Source organism: Amycolatopsis plumensis (assembly GCF_042652605.1).
GTDB classification, from domain to species: Bacteria; Actinomycetota; Actinomycetes; order Mycobacteriales; family Pseudonocardiaceae; genus Amycolatopsis; species Amycolatopsis plumensis.
In genome coordinates, this window is record NZ_JBHSJY010000001.1 from 6,013,187 (window position 1) to 6,030,035 (window position 16,849).

The 16,849-nt window shown below is 72.3% G+C and carries 15 protein-coding genes; 10 read left to right on the forward strand and 5 right to left on the reverse strand.

Annotation, left to right across the window (positions count from 1 at the left end; genetic code table 11):
* The first annotated feature begins 20 nt into the window (after window positions 1-20).
* Window positions 21-1,700, forward strand: coding sequence for a DUF262 domain-containing protein (locus ACFPLC_RS29405; protein ID WP_378190836.1), 1,680 nt, complete (start codon window positions 21-23; stop codon window positions 1,698-1,700).
* Window positions 1,701-1,740: 40 nt separating this feature from the next.
* Here the strand turns inward: ACFPLC_RS29405 and ACFPLC_RS29410 are convergent, their stop codons facing one another.
* Window positions 1,741-3,102, reverse strand: coding sequence for a pyroglutamyl-peptidase I (locus ACFPLC_RS29410; RefSeq protein WP_378190833.1), 1,362 nt, complete (start codon window positions 3,100-3,102; stop codon window positions 1,741-1,743).
* Window positions 3,103-3,228: 126 nt separating this feature from the next.
* Here ACFPLC_RS29410 and ggt point away from each other — a divergent pair, with 126 nt between their 5' ends.
* The 4 genes from ggt to ACFPLC_RS29430 all read left to right on the forward strand — a co-directional run bounded on the left by ggt (window position 3,229) and on the right by ACFPLC_RS29430 (window position 8,387).
* Window positions 3,229-5,025: a gamma-glutamyltransferase gene (gene ggt / locus ACFPLC_RS29415; protein WP_378190831.1), complete on the forward strand. Its 1,797-nt coding sequence runs from the start codon at window positions 3,229-3,231 to the stop codon at window positions 5,023-5,025.
* 520 nt (window positions 5,026-5,545) lie between these two features.
* Window positions 5,546-6,472, forward strand: a complete 927-nt coding sequence (fmt, locus tag ACFPLC_RS29420) for a methionyl-tRNA formyltransferase (protein ID WP_191316470.1) — start codon at window positions 5,546-5,548, stop codon at window positions 6,470-6,472.
* The gene (locus ACFPLC_RS29425) at window positions 6,469-7,893 is read left to right on the forward strand and encodes an RsmB/NOP family class I SAM-dependent RNA methyltransferase (RefSeq protein WP_378190829.1); all 1,425 of its coding nucleotides are present in this window, start codon (window positions 6,469-6,471) and stop codon (window positions 7,891-7,893) included. The genes fmt and ACFPLC_RS29425 overlap by 4 nt, the downstream gene beginning before the upstream one ends.
* Complete coding sequence (locus ACFPLC_RS29430) at window positions 7,890-8,387, forward strand: flavoprotein (RefSeq protein ID WP_378190827.1); 498 nt, start codon at window positions 7,890-7,892, stop codon at window positions 8,385-8,387. The genes ACFPLC_RS29425 and ACFPLC_RS29430 overlap by 4 nt, the downstream gene beginning before the upstream one ends.
* Window positions 8,388-8,454: 67 nt before the next feature.
* Here the strand turns inward: ACFPLC_RS29430 and ACFPLC_RS29435 are convergent, their stop codons facing one another.
* The 4 genes from ACFPLC_RS29435 to ACFPLC_RS29450 form a co-directional block, all read right to left on the reverse strand.
* On the reverse strand, window positions 8,455-9,552 hold the full coding sequence (locus ACFPLC_RS29435) for a serine hydrolase domain-containing protein (RefSeq protein WP_378190825.1): 1,098 nt from the start codon (window positions 9,550-9,552) through the stop codon (window positions 8,455-8,457).
* Window positions 9,553-9,654: 102 nt separating this feature from the next.
* Window positions 9,655-11,049, reverse strand: coding sequence for an alkaline phosphatase (phoA, locus tag ACFPLC_RS29440; RefSeq protein ID WP_378190823.1), 1,395 nt, complete (start codon window positions 11,047-11,049; stop codon window positions 9,655-9,657).
* A gap of 157 nt (window positions 11,050-11,206) precedes the next feature.
* Window positions 11,207-11,866, reverse strand: a complete 660-nt coding sequence (locus ACFPLC_RS29445; protein WP_378190821.1) for a response regulator transcription factor — start codon at window positions 11,864-11,866, stop codon at window positions 11,207-11,209.
* Entirely contained in the window at window positions 11,863-13,062 is a 1,200-nt protein-coding gene (locus tag ACFPLC_RS29450; RefSeq protein WP_378190819.1) for a sensor histidine kinase, read from the reverse strand. The genes ACFPLC_RS29445 and ACFPLC_RS29450 overlap by 4 nt, the downstream gene beginning before the upstream one ends.
* Window positions 13,063-13,183: 121 nt before the next feature.
* Between ACFPLC_RS29450 and rpe the strand changes: the two genes are divergently transcribed.
* The 5 genes from rpe to ACFPLC_RS29475 all read left to right on the forward strand — a co-directional run bounded on the left by rpe (window position 13,184) and on the right by ACFPLC_RS29475 (window position 16,817).
* A complete protein-coding gene (rpe, locus tag ACFPLC_RS29455; protein WP_378190924.1) occupies window positions 13,184-13,855 on the forward strand; it encodes a ribulose-phosphate 3-epimerase in 672 nt (223 codons plus the stop codon).
* 79 nt (window positions 13,856-13,934) lie between these two features.
* Window positions 13,935-14,555, forward strand: a complete 621-nt coding sequence (locus tag ACFPLC_RS29460; protein ID WP_378190817.1) for a riboflavin synthase — start codon at window positions 13,935-13,937, stop codon at window positions 14,553-14,555.
* Window positions 14,552-15,874 carry a bifunctional 3,4-dihydroxy-2-butanone-4-phosphate synthase/GTP cyclohydrolase II gene (locus ACFPLC_RS29465; protein WP_378190815.1) on the forward strand — a complete coding sequence of 441 codons (1,323 nt, stop codon included), beginning with the start codon at window positions 14,552-14,554 and terminating at the stop codon, window positions 15,872-15,874. The genes ACFPLC_RS29460 and ACFPLC_RS29465 overlap by 4 nt, the downstream gene beginning before the upstream one ends.
* Window positions 15,871-16,377 (forward strand): 6,7-dimethyl-8-ribityllumazine synthase, encoded by a 507-nt coding sequence (gene ribH / locus ACFPLC_RS29470; protein ID WP_191314255.1) that lies wholly within the window; start codon window positions 15,871-15,873, stop codon window positions 16,375-16,377. Before ACFPLC_RS29465 ends, ribH begins: the two co-directional genes overlap by 4 nt.
* A complete protein-coding gene (locus tag ACFPLC_RS29475) occupies window positions 16,374-16,817 on the forward strand; it encodes a PH domain-containing protein (protein WP_378190812.1) in 444 nt (147 codons plus the stop codon). The genes ribH and ACFPLC_RS29475 overlap by 4 nt, the downstream gene beginning before the upstream one ends.
* Window positions 16,818-16,849: the final 32 nt, after the last annotated feature.

Sequence of the window (16,849 nt, forward strand, 5' to 3'; positions counted from 1 at the left end):
GAAGCTGAGCGGATCGGTGAATGAAGAAGCTCGAGGCACACGAAGTCCCTCTGTCGAAGGTGTTTTCCAGTGACTACGAGTTCGTGATACCGGATTACCAGCGTCCCTATACCTGGGGTCCGGAACAAGCCACTCAGCTCCTCGAAGACCTGTATGAAGCCATGGCCCGGGACCCGGGCGACCCGTATTTCCTCGGTTCGGTCGTGTTGGTCAAACAAGCGGACAGTCCCATGTCGGAGGTCATCGACGGCCAGCAGCGCCTGACGACCTTGACGATTCTGCTGTCCGTGCTGAGAGAGCTTTCCGAGAGCTCAGCGGACGCCGACAACCTGGACAAGCTGATCTGGGAACCGGGAGACACGATCCAGGAGCTGGCTTCCCGGCCACGGGTGCGGCTCCGGTCCCGGGACGAGGACTTCTTCCGCAAGCACGTTCAAGATCGAGGCGGACTCGAGGTGCTGGCGGCCGGAGCCGCACCGGAGAACGACGCACAGGGCCGGATCGTCGCGAATGTGGTGTCGCTGCGCAAAAGCCTCCTCGATCGGTCCGCCGACGAGCGGCTCGCCCTGGCGAAGATGATCGTGCAGCGAACCTTCCTCGTCGTGGTGAGCACGTCGGACCTGACCAGCGCCTACCGCATTTTCTCGGTCATGAACTCCCGCGGCGTCGAGCTTTCGCCCGCGGACATCTTCAAATCGAAGGTCATCGGTGCGCTGCCTGATGGGCTGAAGGAAAAGTACGCCGGCAAGTGGGAGGATCTCGAGGCCGATCTCGGACGGGACGGATTCTCCGACCTCTTCTCACACATCCGAATGGTGTACATGAAGATCCGGGCGCGGGAACAGCTGTTGCTGGAGTTCGAGAGCCACGTGCTCAGGAGCTTCTTGCCCGGCAGAGCGGCCGACTTCGTCGACGACGTCCTTGCGCCCTACGGGCACGCTTATCGGGACATCATCACGTGTGACTACCAGTCTTTGCCTGAAGCAGGTGAGATCAACCGGTGGTTGCGCCGCCTGCACCGCTTGGACAACTTCGACTGGCAGGCTCCGGCGCTCTGGGCGCTCACACACCACCAGTTCGACCGCGACTGGCTGGTGGAGTTCCTGGGCAAGCTCGACCGGCTCGGCGCGTGGATGCTGGTGCGCCGCTACAACACCCACGGTCGAGGTCAGCGCATCGGCCAGCTCTTGCGTGAACTCGACTCCGGCCTGGGGCTCGGCTCACCCGCGCTCGAGCTGACCGAAGACGAACAGGCGGAAATGTTCGACCGGCTGCACGGAGAGATCTACACCCAGACCGCGGTGCGCAAATACGTGCTCATCAGGCTCAACGAGATCCTGTCCGATCCGCCTGTCTTCGAGCATCCGCCCAAGATCATCACTGTGGAGCACGTGCTGCCCCAGAACCCCAAGCCCGACAGCGAATGGCGGCGGCTCTTCACGCCCGAGCAAAGAGCCTACTGGACGCATAGACTGGCGAACCTCGTCCTGCTCAGCCGGACGAAGAACTCCGAAGCGCAGAACTACGACTTCGGCATCAAAAAGTCTCGCTACTTCACTTCCAAATCGGGAGAATCCAACTTCGCGCTGACCACCCAAGTGCTGGCGACGGATACCTGGACTCCCGAACTGCTGGAGCAGCGTCAGGACGAGCTGGTCGGCCTGCTGGCCCGAGCGTGGTCGCTGCCCAGCCGGAACTGAGGCACCTCGGCGGTCGTCTCGGAAATCGAGCGACTCAGCGTCAGCGGGTGAGAACCGTGCCCGGTGCGGACTCGACCGCCGCCAGCGGGGATTCCGTTGCGTGGTGCGGAGTTTCCGCGCCCGGGCCGGCCGCCGCAGCCGTCGTCAAGGCGACCACCTCGGCCGCGATCGCCTGGCGGCGGGCTTCGAAGTCCGCGTCCGTCAGCGCCGCCGGGTCGGCGGGCTGGCCGAGCACCGGGGTATGCAGGTGCCCGCCCGCGACCGACGTCAGCCCGAGGCCGAGGCGGACGCGGTTGCTGCGGAACATGGATTCGTTCGACAGATAGTTGCCGCCGCCGCCCGAGGCCGCGATCTCGCCCGGGGCCGGGGCGTCCGAGCGGCACACCGTCGCTCCCGTGCCCGGGTGCGCCGGGTCCGGCCACACGCAGAACGCCTCGTTGAAGTTGACCGGGTAGGCGCCGGTCACCTCGAGCATCCGTGAGTACGGCAGCGTCGTCTCGATGAACTGGACGTCCGGCTGCGGCCAGCCCGCGGCCGGCGGCACCGCACCGGTCACCGAAACGTTGTTGTTGTCCGGGAAGCCGCCGCGCCAGTTGCCTGCCCAGCGTTCGATGTCGAACCGGCCCGGGCGCCCTTGGCTGATGGTCATGATCACGTCCGGCCGTCGTGCGCGGTCGCGCAGGGCCGTCCCGTAGGCCGCTTCGACGATGCCCGCGTCGAAGTAGCCCCACACGACCGGGAAGTTCACCGCCTGCACCACGGCCGGACCCGACGGCGTGGCGAGGATCCGCCCGTCGAGCTGCAGCGCCGACGCCCCCGCCGGGTTCGAGATCCGGACGCCGGCGCCGTCGAGCTGGAAGGGGTCGAAGCCGCTCACCATGACCCGCCGCGCCGGCCCGAGCGGGAAGCGGACGTCGTCGAGGCCGCGCGATCCGCGATCGAACGCCGCGAGCAGCGACGCCCGCTGCGAGGCCGCCAGCGGGAAGCGCGGCCGCCATTGCCGCACCGCGCTGCTGAGCTGCAGCCGCGCCCAGTACAGCGGCCGGTCGTCGAAGCGGTCGAGCGTGCCGAGACCGGGAGCGCGGCCCTGGGCGCGGTCGACCGCCGTCCGCCAGAGCCGGTCACCGGCCTGCGTGACGACCCGTTCGGCCCGGCGCGGGGTGCGCGCGGCGCAGAGGTCGTGCTGGACCTCGGCGACGAAGGGGGCGAGCCCGGCCTGCCGGACCAGCTCGGGGCCGACGGCAGGCCCGCCGGCCGGCATCGTCGCGGTCAGCCGCTGCTCCTCGACGGTCAGCGGGACGGCCGTGTCGAAGCAGTGCGGCGCCGGCGTGGCCGCGGCGACGCCGGGGAGCACGAACATCGGCACGGCGGAGAGCAAGGGGAGCAGGACGGACAGGCGCACGGGTTTCCTCCACGTCGCTGAGCGGTCTCCGCCGTCCAGTCTCGCGGCCGGGAAGAGTTCCGGGAACCGTGCATAAGTCGGATGACGGCTTGAAGCTGCCCGGGGCAAGGGGGCAGACTCGCCCGCATGCCCGCGCACTGGAGCCGCACCACGCTCGTCCTGGCCGTCGCCGCCGCGCTTGCCGCCGGTGTCGCCGTGCCCGCCACCGCCGCCACGCCCACGCCGAAGTCGCCGGTCGCCGTCGGCTTCGGGGGTGCTGCCGCCAGCATCGACGCCGACGCCACCGCGATCGGCACGCAGGTCCTGCGCGACGGCGGGAACGCCGTCGACGCGGCCGTCGCGGTCGCCGCCGCGCTCGGTGTCACCGATCCGTTCTCCGCCGGGGTCGGCGGCGGCGGGTTCTTCGTCTACTACGACGCCAAGACCCACCGCGTGCACACGCTCGACGGCCGTGAGACCGCCCCGCAGACCGCCGACGAGAACCTCTTCCTCGAGAACGGCCAGCCGCTCCCGTTCGCCGACGCCGTCACCAGCGGCCTCAGCGTCGGCGTGCCCGGTACGCCCGCGACCTGGGCCGAGGCGCTGCGCAAGTGGGGGACCCGCTCGCTGGCGAAGTCGCTGAAGCCCGCGGAGAAGCTCGCGCGCGACGGGTTCGTCGTCGACCAGACGTTCCAGACGCAGATCGCGAACAACGCGGCGCGGTTCTCCGCGTTCCCGTCGACGCGGTCGCTGTACCTGCCGGGCGGCGCGCCCCCGGCGCCGGGGACGGTGTTCAAGAACCCCGACCTCGCGGCCACGTACGCGCAGCTCGAGCGTTCCGGCGTCGACGCGCTGTACCGCGGCCCGATCGGCGCGGACATCGCGAAGACGGTGCAGAAACCGCCGGTGGACCCGGCGTCGACGCTGAAGGTCCGGCCCGGGAACCTCACCACCGGCGACCTCGCCGCCTACCGCGCCATCGAGCGCGACCCGACCCACGCCCGGTACGAGGGGCTCGACGTCTACGGCATGCCGGCGCCGTCGTCGGGCGGCCTGACGGTCGGTGAAGCGCTCAACATCCTGGAGAACTTCGACCTGAAGCACGCGAGCAAGGCCGACTACCTGCAGTACTTCCTGGAGTCGACCCGCTTCGCCTTCGCCGACCGCAACCGCTGGATCGGCGACCCGGCGTTCGTCGACGTCCCGGCGCGCGAGCTGCTGCGCCAGCGGTTCGCGGACACCCGGGCGTGCCTGATCTCGAAGGACAAGGCGGCGACGAGCCCGGTGGCCCCGGCCGACCCCCGGCATCCGACCCCGTGCGCCGCGGGGACGACGGCCGCGCCGACGCCGTACGAGGGCGAGAACACGACGCACCTGACGGTGGCGGACAAGTGGGGCAACGTCGTCGCGTACACGCTGACCATCGAGCAGGAGGGTGGTAGCGGCATCGTGGTGCCGGGCCGCGGGTTCCTGCTGAACAACGAGCTGACGGACTTCTCGTTCACGCCGGTGACCCCGGGCGTGCCGGACCCGAACCTCCCGGGCCCGGGCAAGCGGCCGCGCTCGTCGATGGCCCCGACGATCGTCCTGGACCACGGCCGCCCGTTTTTCGCGACGGGCTCGCCGGGCGGAGCGTCGATCATCACGACGGTGCTCCAGGTGATCCTGGGTCGCCTCGACCGCGGCTTGTCCCTCGAGCAGGCGATCGCGGCCCCGCGCGCATCCCAGCGCAACTCGGCGGCGGCGCAGGTCGAGCAGGCATTCCTGGACCAGCCGGAGACGGCGGACCTGAGGGCACGCGGCCAGGGCTTCTCGACAGCCCCGGCGGAGATCGGCGCGGCGACGGGAGTGGAGCGCCTGCGCGACGGCCGCTGGCTGGCGGCGGCGGAACCGGTGCGCCGCGGCCAGGGCGCGGCCCAGGTGGTGTGGCCCACGCACTGGTAGGTCCAACGGCGGTCCCGAGCGTCCCCCGGGAGTGAATGACCATTCGCGACGCCGGGGGCGTTCGGCTAGCCCCCGGCAGAGGACGCCCACCAACCACACCCCCTGCCGGACCGATACGCAGCCGCCTCAGCGGCCGTCAGGCCGTGTCAAGGCACGCTTTCCCGCCTTGACACGGCCTGACGGCCGTTGAACAATCCGGCGTTCGGGCCGGCGGGGAAACCCCGGCAGAGTTTTCAGCGAAGCAGCTTTCCGGCGGCCAAAGCAGGGCGATCTCGCCGAAAAACACCCCCAGGCCCGGGGGCGCCCCCCGGGTCCAGCGTATCGCCGGACTCCGACAGAAAGCCGGGAAAAGCCCCCGCAACCCACCCACTTGTCCCCATCCCAACCCCCCTGTGGACAACCCCCGCCGACCTCCTGATCGGCACATCGGGGCACTGGCGCGCCCGCCCGGACGGCGCCTTCTAGACTCGGCCCCGATGTTCCAGCCACCTGAAACCCTGCTTCCGCCGGGGGTGGGCCGATGAAGCTCGTCTTCGCCGGCACCCCCGACCCGGCGGTCCCCGCCCTGCGTGCCCTGCTCGAGTCCGGGCGGCACGAGGTCGTCGCCGTCGTCACCCGCCCGGATGCGCAGGCCGGGCGCGGCCGTCGCGTCGTGCGGTCGCCCGTCGGCGCCCTCGCCGACGAACACGGCATCGAAGTCCTCACGCCCGCGCGCGCCGGTGACCCGGCCTTCCTCGCGCGGCTGGCCGAGCTCGCGCCGGACGCCTGTCCCGTCGTCGCCTACGGGGCGCTGCTGCCGCAAGCCGCCCTGGACATCCCGCGGCTGGGCTGGGTGAACCTGCACTTCTCGCTGCTGCCCGCGTGGCGGGGCGCCGCGCCCGTGCAGGCCGCGATCCGCGCCGGCGACGAGATCACCGGCGCCTCGACCTTCCGGATCGTCAAGGAACTGGACGCCGGCCCGGTCTACGGCGTCGTCACCGAGGCGATCGGGGCCACCGACACCGCCGGCGAGCTGCTCGGGCGGCTCGCGGAGTCCGGGGCCAAGCTGCTGCTGTCCACCATGGACGGTCTGGCCGACGGCAGCCTCGTCGCGCGCGAACAGCCCGCCGAGGGCGTCAGCTACGCGCCGAAGGTGACGGTCGAGGACGCGCGGGTGTCCTTCGCCGACCCGGCGTCGGCGGTCGACCGGCAGATCCGGTCGGTCAGCCCGGACCCGGGCGCGTGGGCGGAGTTCCGCGGGGAACGCTTCAAGCTCGGCCCGGTCACGGTGCTCGACGAACCCGGCCCGCCGCCGGGCGAGATCGTGGTCGAACGCAAACGGGTGCTGGTCGGGACGGCGACGAAGCCGTTGCGGCTCGGCGAAGTCCAGGCACCCGGCAAGAAACGGATGGCGGCCACCGACTGGGCGCGCGGTACGAGGATCGACCAGGGAGAGCGCCTCCGGTGAACGACCACAGGGAACGACGTCCGTCACGGCCGCAGCGGGGCCGTCCGGCACCGCGCAAGGAAGGGCCGCGCCGCCCGCCGGAGGTCGATCCGGCCCGTCAGGCCGCGTTCGACGTGCTCGCGGCCGTCCGGACGAAGGACGCCTACGCCAACCTCGTCCTGCCGGACCTGCTGCGCGAGCGGCGGATCACCGGCCGGGACGCCGCGCTGGCCACCGAACTCGCCTACGGCACCTCGCGGGCGCAGGGCCTGCTCGACGCGATCATCGAGTCCTGCGCCGAGCGCCCGCTCAAGCAGACCGACCCGGCGGTGCTCGACGCGCTGCGCCTCGGCGTCTACCAGCTGCTGCGCACCCGCATCCCCGAGCACGCCGCGGTGACGTCCACTGTGGACCTCGTGCGGGCGGAAGGCGGTTCGTGGGCCACGGGTTTCGCGAACGCCATCCTGCGCAAGGTGTCCGAAAAGGACGAAGCGGCGTGGCTCGACGAACTGGCGCCGGACGAGGCCGCCGACCCGATCGGGGCCTACGCGCTGCGCACGGCGCACCCGCGCTGGATCGCCCGCTCGTTCGCCGAAGCGCTCGGTGACAAGGGAGCCGGCCTCAAGGCCGCGCTGGAAGCCGACGACGCGCGCCCCGAGGTGCACCTCGTCGCCCGGCCCGGCGAAATCAGCGCCGACGAGCTCGCCGCGATCACCGGCGGCGACCCGGCGCCGTACTCGCCGTACGGCGTGCGCCTGCCCGCCGGCGCCGGCGACCCGGCCGACGCCGAACCGGTCCGCGAGCGGCTGGCCGCGGTCCAGGACGAAGGCAGCCAGCTCTGCGCGATCGCCGCGACGAAGGTGCCGCTCGAAGGTTCCGACGAGCGCTGGCTCGACCTGTGCGCCGGCCCCGGCGGCAAGGCGGCGCTGCTCGGCGCGCTGGCCGCGCTGAGCGGGGCGACCGTCGACGCCGTCGAGAAGGCGCCGCACCGCGCGAAGCTCGTCGAGAAGGCCACCAGCGGCCTGCCGGTGAAGGTGCACGTGGCCGACGGACGGGAAAGCGGCCTGGAACCGGGCTACGACCGGATCCTCGTCGACGCGCCGTGCAGCGGCCTCGGCGCGCTGCGGCGGCGGCCGGAGGCGCGCTGGCGGCGTCAGCCGTCCGACGTCGCGGACCTGACGAAGCTGCAGGGCGAGCTGATCACCGCGGCCTACGAGCTGCTGCGGTCCGGCGGCGTGCTGACCTACGTCGTCTGCTCGCCGCACCTGGCCGAGACCGAAGGCGTCTTCGCGGAGACGGCGCGCCGGCTGAAGGCCGAGGTGCAGGACGCGCGCGAGTTCTTCCCGGGCGTCCCGGAGCTCGGCGACGGGCCGTACGTCCAGCTGTGGCCGCACCGCCACGGCACGGACGCGATGTTCTGCGCCGTGTTGCGCAAACCGTGAGGGACCTCGGGCTGGTCGCCGGCTCGTGCGGCGGGCTGGACACCCGGTTCGCCGCCGAGTTGGCCCGCCCGGCCGCCGACCGCGGCTGGCGGACGGCGATCACGCTGACGCCGACCGCGCACCGCTGGCTCGACGCAACCGGTGCGCTCGCCGACGTCGCCGCCTGCACGGACCTGCCGGTCCGCAGCGTGTCCCGGCTGCCGGGCGAGCCGCGGCCGCACCCGGATCCGACGGTGTTCCTCTTCGCGCCGGCGTCGGCGAACTCGGTGGCCAAGCTGGCGCTCGGGATCGCGGACAACCAGGCCCTGACGGTGCTCGGTGACGTGCTGGGCGCGCCGGGGATCACGATGGTGGTGGCGTACCAGATCCAGGACACCCGGGTGCACCACCCGGCGTGGCAGCGCCACCTCGACACCCTGGCGGGCGCCGGGGTGACGCTGCACCGCCTGGACGTCCGGCGGCCGTGGACCGAGGCGCTCGACCTGCTGCCCTGAGCGCGCCGCGGGGGCGCCCCCCGTCTGCCACGCTACCGGCCACCACCGACAGGTTCGGGTCGTCGGCCTAGGAACAGAACGCTGCATCCACAGCCGCGAGCAAATGTGGATTCGTCTCCGCCGGGGTCGGGTTTTCGTTCAGCGCCACCGTCGCTCGCCGCTCTTTCGGACCCGTTCCTGCGAAGTTCGTGAACCCGATGATGCCGCCTTCATGCCCCCACACCACGCCGCACGACAGCGGGATGCTGCCCAGCCCCAAGCCGTACCGGGCGCCCGGGACGCCCAGGTCCGCCGGGACCGTGCGGCGCATTTCCGCCAGTTCGGCCGGGCGCAGCAGCCGGCCGCCCAGGAGAGCTCCGTAGAACCGGTTCAGGTCCGCCGGAGTGGAGACCAGGCCGCCCGCCGCTCCCGCGATCGAGGCGTCGAAGTCGCTGAAATCCACCAGCTTCTCACCGAGCGGGAAGTAGCCGATCGCGTGCGGGGACGGCAGCTTCTCGTCGCCGCGGCGAGGGAGGTACGTGTCGCGCAGGCCCAGCGGGCGGGTGATCCGGCGGGCGATCTCCGTGTCGAGCGCATGGCCGGTCACGCGTTCCACGAGCATCCCCGCCACGATGTAGTTCGTGTTCGAGTACGACCAGCTCGTGCCCGGCGGGAACAGCGCCGGGTGCTGCACCGCCAGCGCCACCAGCTCGGCCGGCTCGGCGCCGCGGTGGCGCAGCGCCTCCGGGTCGCTCAGGTCGAAGTCCTGCAGATAGTCCGGCACCCCGCTCGTGTGCTGCAGCAGCTGCCGGACCGTGATCCGCTCGTCGGGCAGCAGCCCCGGCAGGTACCGCGCCACCGGCGCGTCCAGCCGGACCCGGCCCTCCGCGACCAGCTGCAGGACCACCGTGGCGACGAACGTCTTCGTGACGCTGCCCGCGCGGTAGGAACCGTTGCGCGGGAACGGCTTCCCGGTGGTGACGTCACCCCGGCCGCTGCGGGTGACCTGCGTCCGCCGGTCGTCCTGGACGACCGCCGCCGCCCCCGGTACGCCGTCCTGGACCGTCAGCACGTCCAGGCTCTCCTGGACCGGGTTCTTGACCGCCGCCGGCGCCGGTGCCGCCGTGGTGGCCGCGAGCAGCGCGACGAGCGTGCCGGCGGTGACGGCCCGCAATGACTTCCGCATGAGAAAACCCCCTGGTGTCTCGGTGTTCCCCACGCTAGGGACACCGGACACCAGGGGGTATCGGGGAGACCACCGGAAAGTCCCGGGGGTGTACCCCACCACTCAGCGCAGCTTGAGGGCCCGCTTCAGGGTGCCGAACAGGTCGGTCTGGTTGGTCAGGCCGACGATGTTGGCCGCCTGCGGGCCGAGGCCCGCGATGCGCACCTGGGTGCCCGTGTGCGACTGCGAGCCGCCCGCTTCCGCGGTGCCGTAGGCCAGCGTCATGTTCGCGCCCTCGTTGGTGATCAGGGTCGCGGTCAGGCCCGGGGTGGCGGCGGGCTCGACGATCTGGCTGCTGTGGCCGTGGTCGGCGGTCACCAGCACCAGCGTGTCCGGGTGGCTGCGGGCGAACGCCGTGCCCGCCGCGATCGCCGCGTCGAAGTCGACCGTTTCGCCGATCTGGCCGCACGGGTCGGCCGCGTGGTCCTGCTTGTCGATGCTCGCGCCCTCGACCTGCAGGAAGAAGCCCTTGTCACTGCGGCGGTCGTCGAGCAGCTCGAGGGCCTTGCGGGTCTGGTCGGCCAGCTTCGGCTGGGTGGACGGCAGCTTCGGGTTCGGCGCGCAGCGCGTGGGCGCGGTGCCGCCGTGCACGGCCGCCGGGCCGGTCCAGTTCACCGGCATGTTGCCGTCGGCGAACAGGCCGAGGACCGGCTTGCCCTTCTTCGCCGCGGCCAGGTCGGCCGCGGTGTTCACCACGGTGTAGCCGGCCGCCTTGGCCTGGTCGAGGACGGTCTTGCCCTGGAACTTGCCCGCCGTCACCTGCTGCTTGAAGTACTTCGCGCCGCCGCCCAGCAGGACGTCGGGGCGGGTCTGCACCAGCTGCTCGGCGATCGAGCCGAGGCCGCCGTTCTCCTTGGCGTTCTTCGCGCACTTGGCGGTCGTCTCGACCGGGCCCTTGCAGTCGCGGTTGACGACGTGCGCGCCGAGCACGGCCGGGGTCGCGTCCTGGACCTCGGCGGTGGTGACGTCGCCGGTGCGCAGCCCGTTGCGCTTGGCCAGCTCCAGGATCGTCGGGACGTCGTTGCCGTAGGCGTCGACGGAGATCGCGCCGTTGTAGGTCTTCGTGCCGGTGGCCCAGCCGGTGCCGGACGCGGCCGAGTCGGTCACGTAGTTCGGCTTGGCCGGGTTGTTCTGCTCAACGGCGTAGGTCGTGTAGTCACCGGTGAGCGGCAGCTCGTCCATGGCGAGGCGGCCCGCGGCGCCGCGCTCGTAGTTGCGGGCGGCGGTGATCTCCGACTGGCCCATGCCGTCGCCGATGAACAGGATGACGTTGCGGGCGTGGCCGCCCTGGACCGCGGCGCGGACGTCGGCGGTGCGGTCACCGGTGCCGGCGGACGAGCGCGCGTCGGCGTTGTCGGAGCCGTTGGTGGCCAGGGCGACCGGCGCGGCGGCGACCAGGGCGGCGCCGAGCGCGCCCGCGACGAGCCACCGGCGGCGGCCGGCGAACAGCGAAGCCATGTTTCTCCTCGTTGGGGAACTTCGGGAGGTAAGCGCCCGGATTTCGGACACGGGTCATTAGTCCTCCCGCATGTGTGCCGCGGAGGGACTGAGGGTGACGGGAGGGTGGCCGCTGGCCGAACTCATCACTTCCCGCCGGTGACCGGGAGCACGTCGGTTATTGACCGCCAAGGTGTCCCGGCCGGACGACGCCCGATTCGTACGCTATGACCACTGCTTGACTGCGGTTCCCGGCGCCGAGCTTGGTGAAGACGTTGCCCACGTGGGTCTTCACCGTCTCCAGGCTGATCACCAGCGCCGTCGCGATGTCCTGATTGGACAGTCCGGTGGCGATGAGCCGCAGCACCTCGGCTTCGCGGCGGGTGAGCCTCTTCGCCGCCCGCGCGTGCTCGCCGCCCGGGACCCGCCCGCTCACCAGCCGCCGGATCGCCTCCGGGAACAGCAGGGACTCGCCGGCGGCGACCGTCCGGACGGCGTGCGCGATCTCCTCCTTGCGCGCCCGCTTCAGCAGGAACCCGCTGGCCCCGGCCAGCAGCGCCTCGTGCACGTAGTCGTCGTTGTCGAACGTCGTGACGACCAGGATCTTCGGGGGTTCCGCCAGCGCCGCGAGCACCTGCCGGGTGGCCTCGATGCCGTCCGTGCCGGGCATCCGGACGTCCATCAGCACCACGTCCGGCCGGGTCCGCCGCACCGCGTCCAGTACCTCGCCGCCGTCGGCCGCCTCGCCGACCACCGGCAGGCCCTGCTGCTCCAGCAGCGCCCGCAATCCGGTCCTGACCAGCGGCTCGTCGTCGGCGAGCAGCACCGTGGGCGTCACGCGCCCGCCCGCAGCGGGATGGACGCGCGCAGCCGCCACTGCTGCCCGTCCGGCCCGGCGTCGAGTTCGCCGCGCAGGGCTTCGACGCGCTCGGCGAGCCCGGCCAGCCCGCGCCGCCCGGCCCGTGGCCCGTCGCCGGGCAGCGCGTTGACGACGGCGATGCCCAGGCGCTCCGGCCCCGCCTCGACGCGCACGTCGACCGCGCCGGGACCGGCGTGGCGCAGCGCGTTGGTCAGGCCCTCCTGGACGATCCGGTAGCCCTCGCGCGACACCGTGGCGGGCAGCGAGGCGACCGGCCCGCTGACGGCCAGCCGGACGTCGAGCCCGGCTTCGCGGGCGCGCACCGCGAGGACGTCGACTTCGGCCAGCGTGCGCGTCGGCGCCTTCGCCGCCGGCTCCTCGCGAAGCAGGCCCAGGACGTGGTCGAGGTCCTCGAGGGCGCTTCGGGACGCTTCTTCGATCGTGCCGAGTGCGCGCCGGACCTGGGCCGGGTCCGCCTCGACCAGATCGGCCGCGGCGGCGGCCTGGATCGTCGACGTCGTGAGTGTATGCCCGATCGAGTCGTGCAGCTCGCGGGCCAGCCGGTTGCGCTGGGCGAGCACGGCCGAGCGGCGTTCGGCCAGCGCCGCGCGCTCGGCCGCGGACGGGCCCAGCAGCGCGGTCGCGCCGGCCTGGAACCCCCGGGTGGCGACGGCCGCGAGCAGCAGCGCCGCCACCAGCATGACCAGGGCGACCGGCACGGTCCACGGCCCGGCGGCGGCCCGCACGCCGAAGAACTCGAACTGCCCTTCGTCGCCGTTCAGCCACAGCGCCGGGATGAGCACGCCGAGCAGGAGCAGGCCTTCCACCGCGAGCAGCAGCCCGCCCAGGCCCGCGTGCAGCACCAGCCAGGCGGCCGAGCGCAGGCGCGCCGGCCACGGCGGCCGGGCGCGCCCCGGTGGGGGCAGCTCCAAGCCGAGCATGGTGTTGGCCGCGGCCACGCCGAAGCGCCGGGCCGGTCCGGCCAGCCCCGCGAGGCCGAGCACGAAGGCGACCACCGCCAGCGCGAGCACGAAGTGCAGCTGGGGCGGGCCCGGCAGCAGCGCCACGACGAGGGCGAACGGGAAGGCGGGCAGGCTCAGCGTCGCGCCCAGCAGGGCGAAGGGCACGCCGAGGTAGCCACCGGGGCGCAGCAGGGATCTCGCGAAACCGGACATGCGCCGAGGTTAGGGCGCACCCGTGCCCCGTGACCTCCCTCTCCGGAGCCAGATCCTGGTCACAACCGGTTAGCGACCGTTAGCGCCGTCCTCCTACACTCGGGAGGTGGCCGACCGACCTTTGATCGCACCCAGCATCCTCGCGGCGGACTTCGCCCGGCTCGGCGAGGAGATCGCCGCCGTGGCCGGCGCCGGGGAGAACCGCGCCGACTGGGTCCACGTCGACGTCATGGACGCGCACTTCGTGCCGAACCTGACCCTCGGCCTGCCCGTGGCCAAGGCCCTGATCGACAGCACCGACCTGCCGATCGACTGCCACCTGATGATCGACGACCCGGACCGCTGGGCGGTCGGGTACGCCGAGGCCGGCGCCTACAACGTCACCGTGCACGCCGAGGCCGCGAAGGACCCGGTCGCGCTGGCGAAGAACCTGCGGGCCGCGGGCGCGAAGGCCGGCCTGTCGATCAAGCCGGGCACCGCGCTCGAGCCGTGGCTCGACGCGCTCAAGCACTACGACACGCTGCTGGTCATGTCCGTCGAGCCGGGCTTCGGCGGGCAGTCCTTCATCGCCGACGTCCTGGAGAAGGTCCGCACCGCGCGGCGGCTGGTCGACACCGGCCACCTGAAGCTGGTCGTCGAGATCGACGGCGGCATCAACACCGACACGATCGAGCAGGCCGCCGAGGCGGGTGTCGACTGCTTCGTCGCCGGATCCGCCGTCTACGGCGCCGCCGACCCGGGCAAGGCGGTCGCCGCGCTGCGCGAACAGGCGGCCCGCGGCCGGGCCGGCTGACCTCGCGGCGGCACCGGAGAAGCCACCGGACCGCGGCGGGTGTTGGATGGAAGGACCGGCTCTCAAGGAGGCAGCGCACGTGTTCACCGGCATAGTCGAGGAGATCGGCGAAGTCACCGCGGTCGAGCAGCTGACGAACGCGGCCCGGCTGCGCGTCCGCGGCCCGCTGGTCACCAGCGACGCCGGGCACGGCGACTCGATCGCGGTCAGCGGGGTCTGCCTGACCGTCGTCGAGGTGGCGGGCGGCGAGTTCACCGTCGACGTCGTCAACGAGACGCTGCAGCGCTCCAGCCTGGCCAAGGTCGCGGTCGGCGACCGGGTCAACCTCGAACGCGCCACCCCGGCGGGCGGACGGCTCGGCGGGCACATCATGCAGGGCCACGTCGACGGGACCGGCGTGTTCCTCGGCCGCGACGAGAACGGCGTGACGACGTTCGCGCTGCCGGCGCACCTGTCGCGGTACGTGGTCGAGAAGGGCTCGATCGCCGTCGACGGCGTCTCGCTGACGGTCGCGGCGATCACGGACGACCGGTTCGCGGTCGCCCTGATCCCGACCACCCTCGAAGTGACCACCCTCGGCGGCCGGGAAGCCGGTGACCTGGTCAACCTCGAGGTCGACGTGGTCGCGAAGTACGTGGAAAAGCTGGCCGAGGCACACATCCGCGACCAGGTGCAGAATCGGCACGGAGGAGCGTCATGAGTGAGACGGCAGAGCCCGCGGCGGGCTGGACCCCGTGCGGCAGCGGAGCGGTGTTCGACGCCGACGCCATCGAGCGGGCGATCGCGGACATCGCGGCGGGCCGTCCGGTCGTCGTGGTCGACGACGAGGACCGCGAAAACGAGGGCGACCTGATCTTCGCCGCCGAGAAGGCGACGCCGGAGCTGCTGGCGTTCATGGTCCGCTACACCTCGGGGTACGTCTGCGTGGCGCTGACCGAGGCCGAGGCCGACCGGCTCGACCTGCCGCCGATGTACCACACGAACCAGGACGCGCGCGGCACCGCGTACAGCGTCACGGTCGACGCCGCCGAAGGCATCAGCACCGGCATCTCCGCCGCCGACCGCGCGCACACGATCCGGCTGCTGGCCGACCCGTCGTCCACGGCGAAGGACTTCCGCCGTCCCGGGCACGTCGTGCCGCTGCGGGCCAAGGAAGGCGGCGTGCTGCGCCGCCCCGGGCACACGGAGGCCTCGGTCGACCTGGCCCGGATGGCCGGGCTCGCCCCCGCCGGCGTGCTCTGCGAGATCGTGTCGCAGAAGGACGAAGGCGACATGGCCCGCCGCGACGAGCTCGAGGTCTTCGCCGCCGACCACGACCTCGCGATCATCACCATCGCCGACCTGATCGCCTACCGCCGCCGCACCGAGAAGCAGGTCGAGCGGGTCGCCGAAGCCCGCATCCCGCTGGCCGCGGGCACGTTCCGGGCGGTCGGCTACGACTCGCTGCTCGACGGCATCGAGCACGTCGCCTTCGTCTACGGCGAGATCGGCGACGGCCAGGACATCCTGGTCCGCGTCCACTCCGAGTGCCTCACCGGCGACGTCTTCGGCTCGCTGCGCTGCGACTGCGGCCCCCAGCTGGAGGCGGCCCTGGAAGCGGTGGCCACCGAAGGCCGCGGCGTCGTGCTCTACATCCGCGGCCACGAGGGCCGCGGCATCGGCCTCCTGCACAAGCTGCAGGCCTACCAGCTGCAGGACGACGGCGCGGACACGGTCGACGCGAACCTCGCGCTCGGCGTCCCGGCCGACGCCCGCGACTACGGCACCGGTGCGCAGATCCTCTGCGACCTCGGCGTCCGCACCATGCGGCTGCTGTCGAACAACCCGGCCAAGCGGATCGGCCTGGAGGGCTACGGCCTGCGCGTCACCGGGCGGGTGCCGCTGCCGATCTCGCCGAACCCGGAGAACCTGCGCTACCTGCGGACCAAGCGCGACCGGATGGGTCACGACCTGGCCCAGTTGGAGCACTACGACCAGGTCGGCGCGCGCGCCGAGCACCCCGACGGAGGAGCACTGTGAGCGGCGACGGCCGACCCGATGTCAAGCTGGACCTCTCCGACTGCAAGTCGCTGAAGCTCGGCATCGTCGCCACCCGCTGGAACGCGGACATCACCGACGTCCTGCTGGAGCGGGCGCTGGTCGCGGCGAAGGAAGCCGAGCTGGAGGAGGAGCCGACGGTCGTCCACGTGGCGGGCGCGGTCGAGCTCCCGGTGGTGGCGCAGGCGCTGGCCCGCAACCACGACGCCGTGGTCGCGCTCGGCGTGGTCATCCGCGGTGGCACCCCGCACTTCGAGTACGTGTGCGACGCGGTGACGGCGGGCCTGACCCGGGTCGCGCTCGACGAGAGCACCCCGGTCGGCAACGGCGTCCTGACGTGCGACACGCACGAGCAGGCCGTCGACCGCTCGGGCCGCCCAGGGGCGAAGGAGGACAAGGGCTACGAGGCGACGGTGGCCGCCCTGGACTCCGCGCACGTGCTGCGGAGCCTGCGCCAGCCGTGGACCGAGCGGGGTTTCCAGTGAGCGTCGCGACTTCGCTGGTGATCCGCCCCCGCCGGGCGATGATCATGTGCAGCGTGCTGGCGGTGGCGCTGCTCGCGGTGTTCGTCGTGGTGGCGGTCCTTCTGCGCAACGGCGACACGGGCGTGCGTTTCCAGCGCTCCGACCAGGCGGCGATGGTGGGCATCGGGATCCTGCTGGCGTGCGGGGTGATGCTGTTCGCGATCGCGCGCGTGCGGGCCGACGCCGAGGGCATCGAGGTCCGGAACGTGCTGATCACCCGGCGCTTCGCGTGGAGCGAGGTGCTGTCGGTGAGCTTCCCGGACGGCGCGTCGTGGGCGCGGCTGGAGCTGCCGGACGACGAGTACCACGCGGTGATGGCCGTGCAGGCGGTGGACCGGGACCGGGCGGTGGAGGCGGTGCGGGCGCTGCGCAAGCTGCACCGCGCGGCCACCGGCGCCTGACACACCGTCGTGAGTGGTAAAGCGGGTTAGAA

Excerpts from the sequence above, each read along its gene's own strand:
- ACFPLC_RS29405 (WP_378190836.1), top strand. The coding sequence starts at position 21 with ATGAAGAAGCTCGAGGCACACGAAGTCCCTCTGTCGAAGGTGTTTTCC.
- ggt (WP_378190831.1), top strand. The coding sequence starts at position 3,229 with ATGCCCGCGCACTGGAGCCGCACCACGCTCGTCCTGGCCGTCGCCGCC.
- fmt (WP_191316470.1), top strand. The coding sequence starts at position 5,546 with ATGAAGCTCGTCTTCGCCGGCACCCCCGACCCGGCGGTCCCCGCCCTG.
- ACFPLC_RS29435 (WP_378190825.1), bottom strand. The coding sequence starts at position 9,552 with ATGCGGAAGTCATTGCGGGCCGTCACCGCCGGCACGCTCGTCGCGCTG.
- phoA (WP_378190823.1), bottom strand. The coding sequence starts at position 11,049 with ATGGCTTCGCTGTTCGCCGGCCGCCGCCGGTGGCTCGTCGCGGGCGCG.
- ACFPLC_RS29450 (WP_378190819.1), bottom strand. The coding sequence starts at position 13,062 with ATGTCCGGTTTCGCGAGATCCCTGCTGCGCCCCGGTGGCTACCTCGGC.
- ACFPLC_RS29465 (WP_378190815.1), top strand. The coding sequence starts at position 14,552 with ATGAGTGAGACGGCAGAGCCCGCGGCGGGCTGGACCCCGTGCGGCAGC.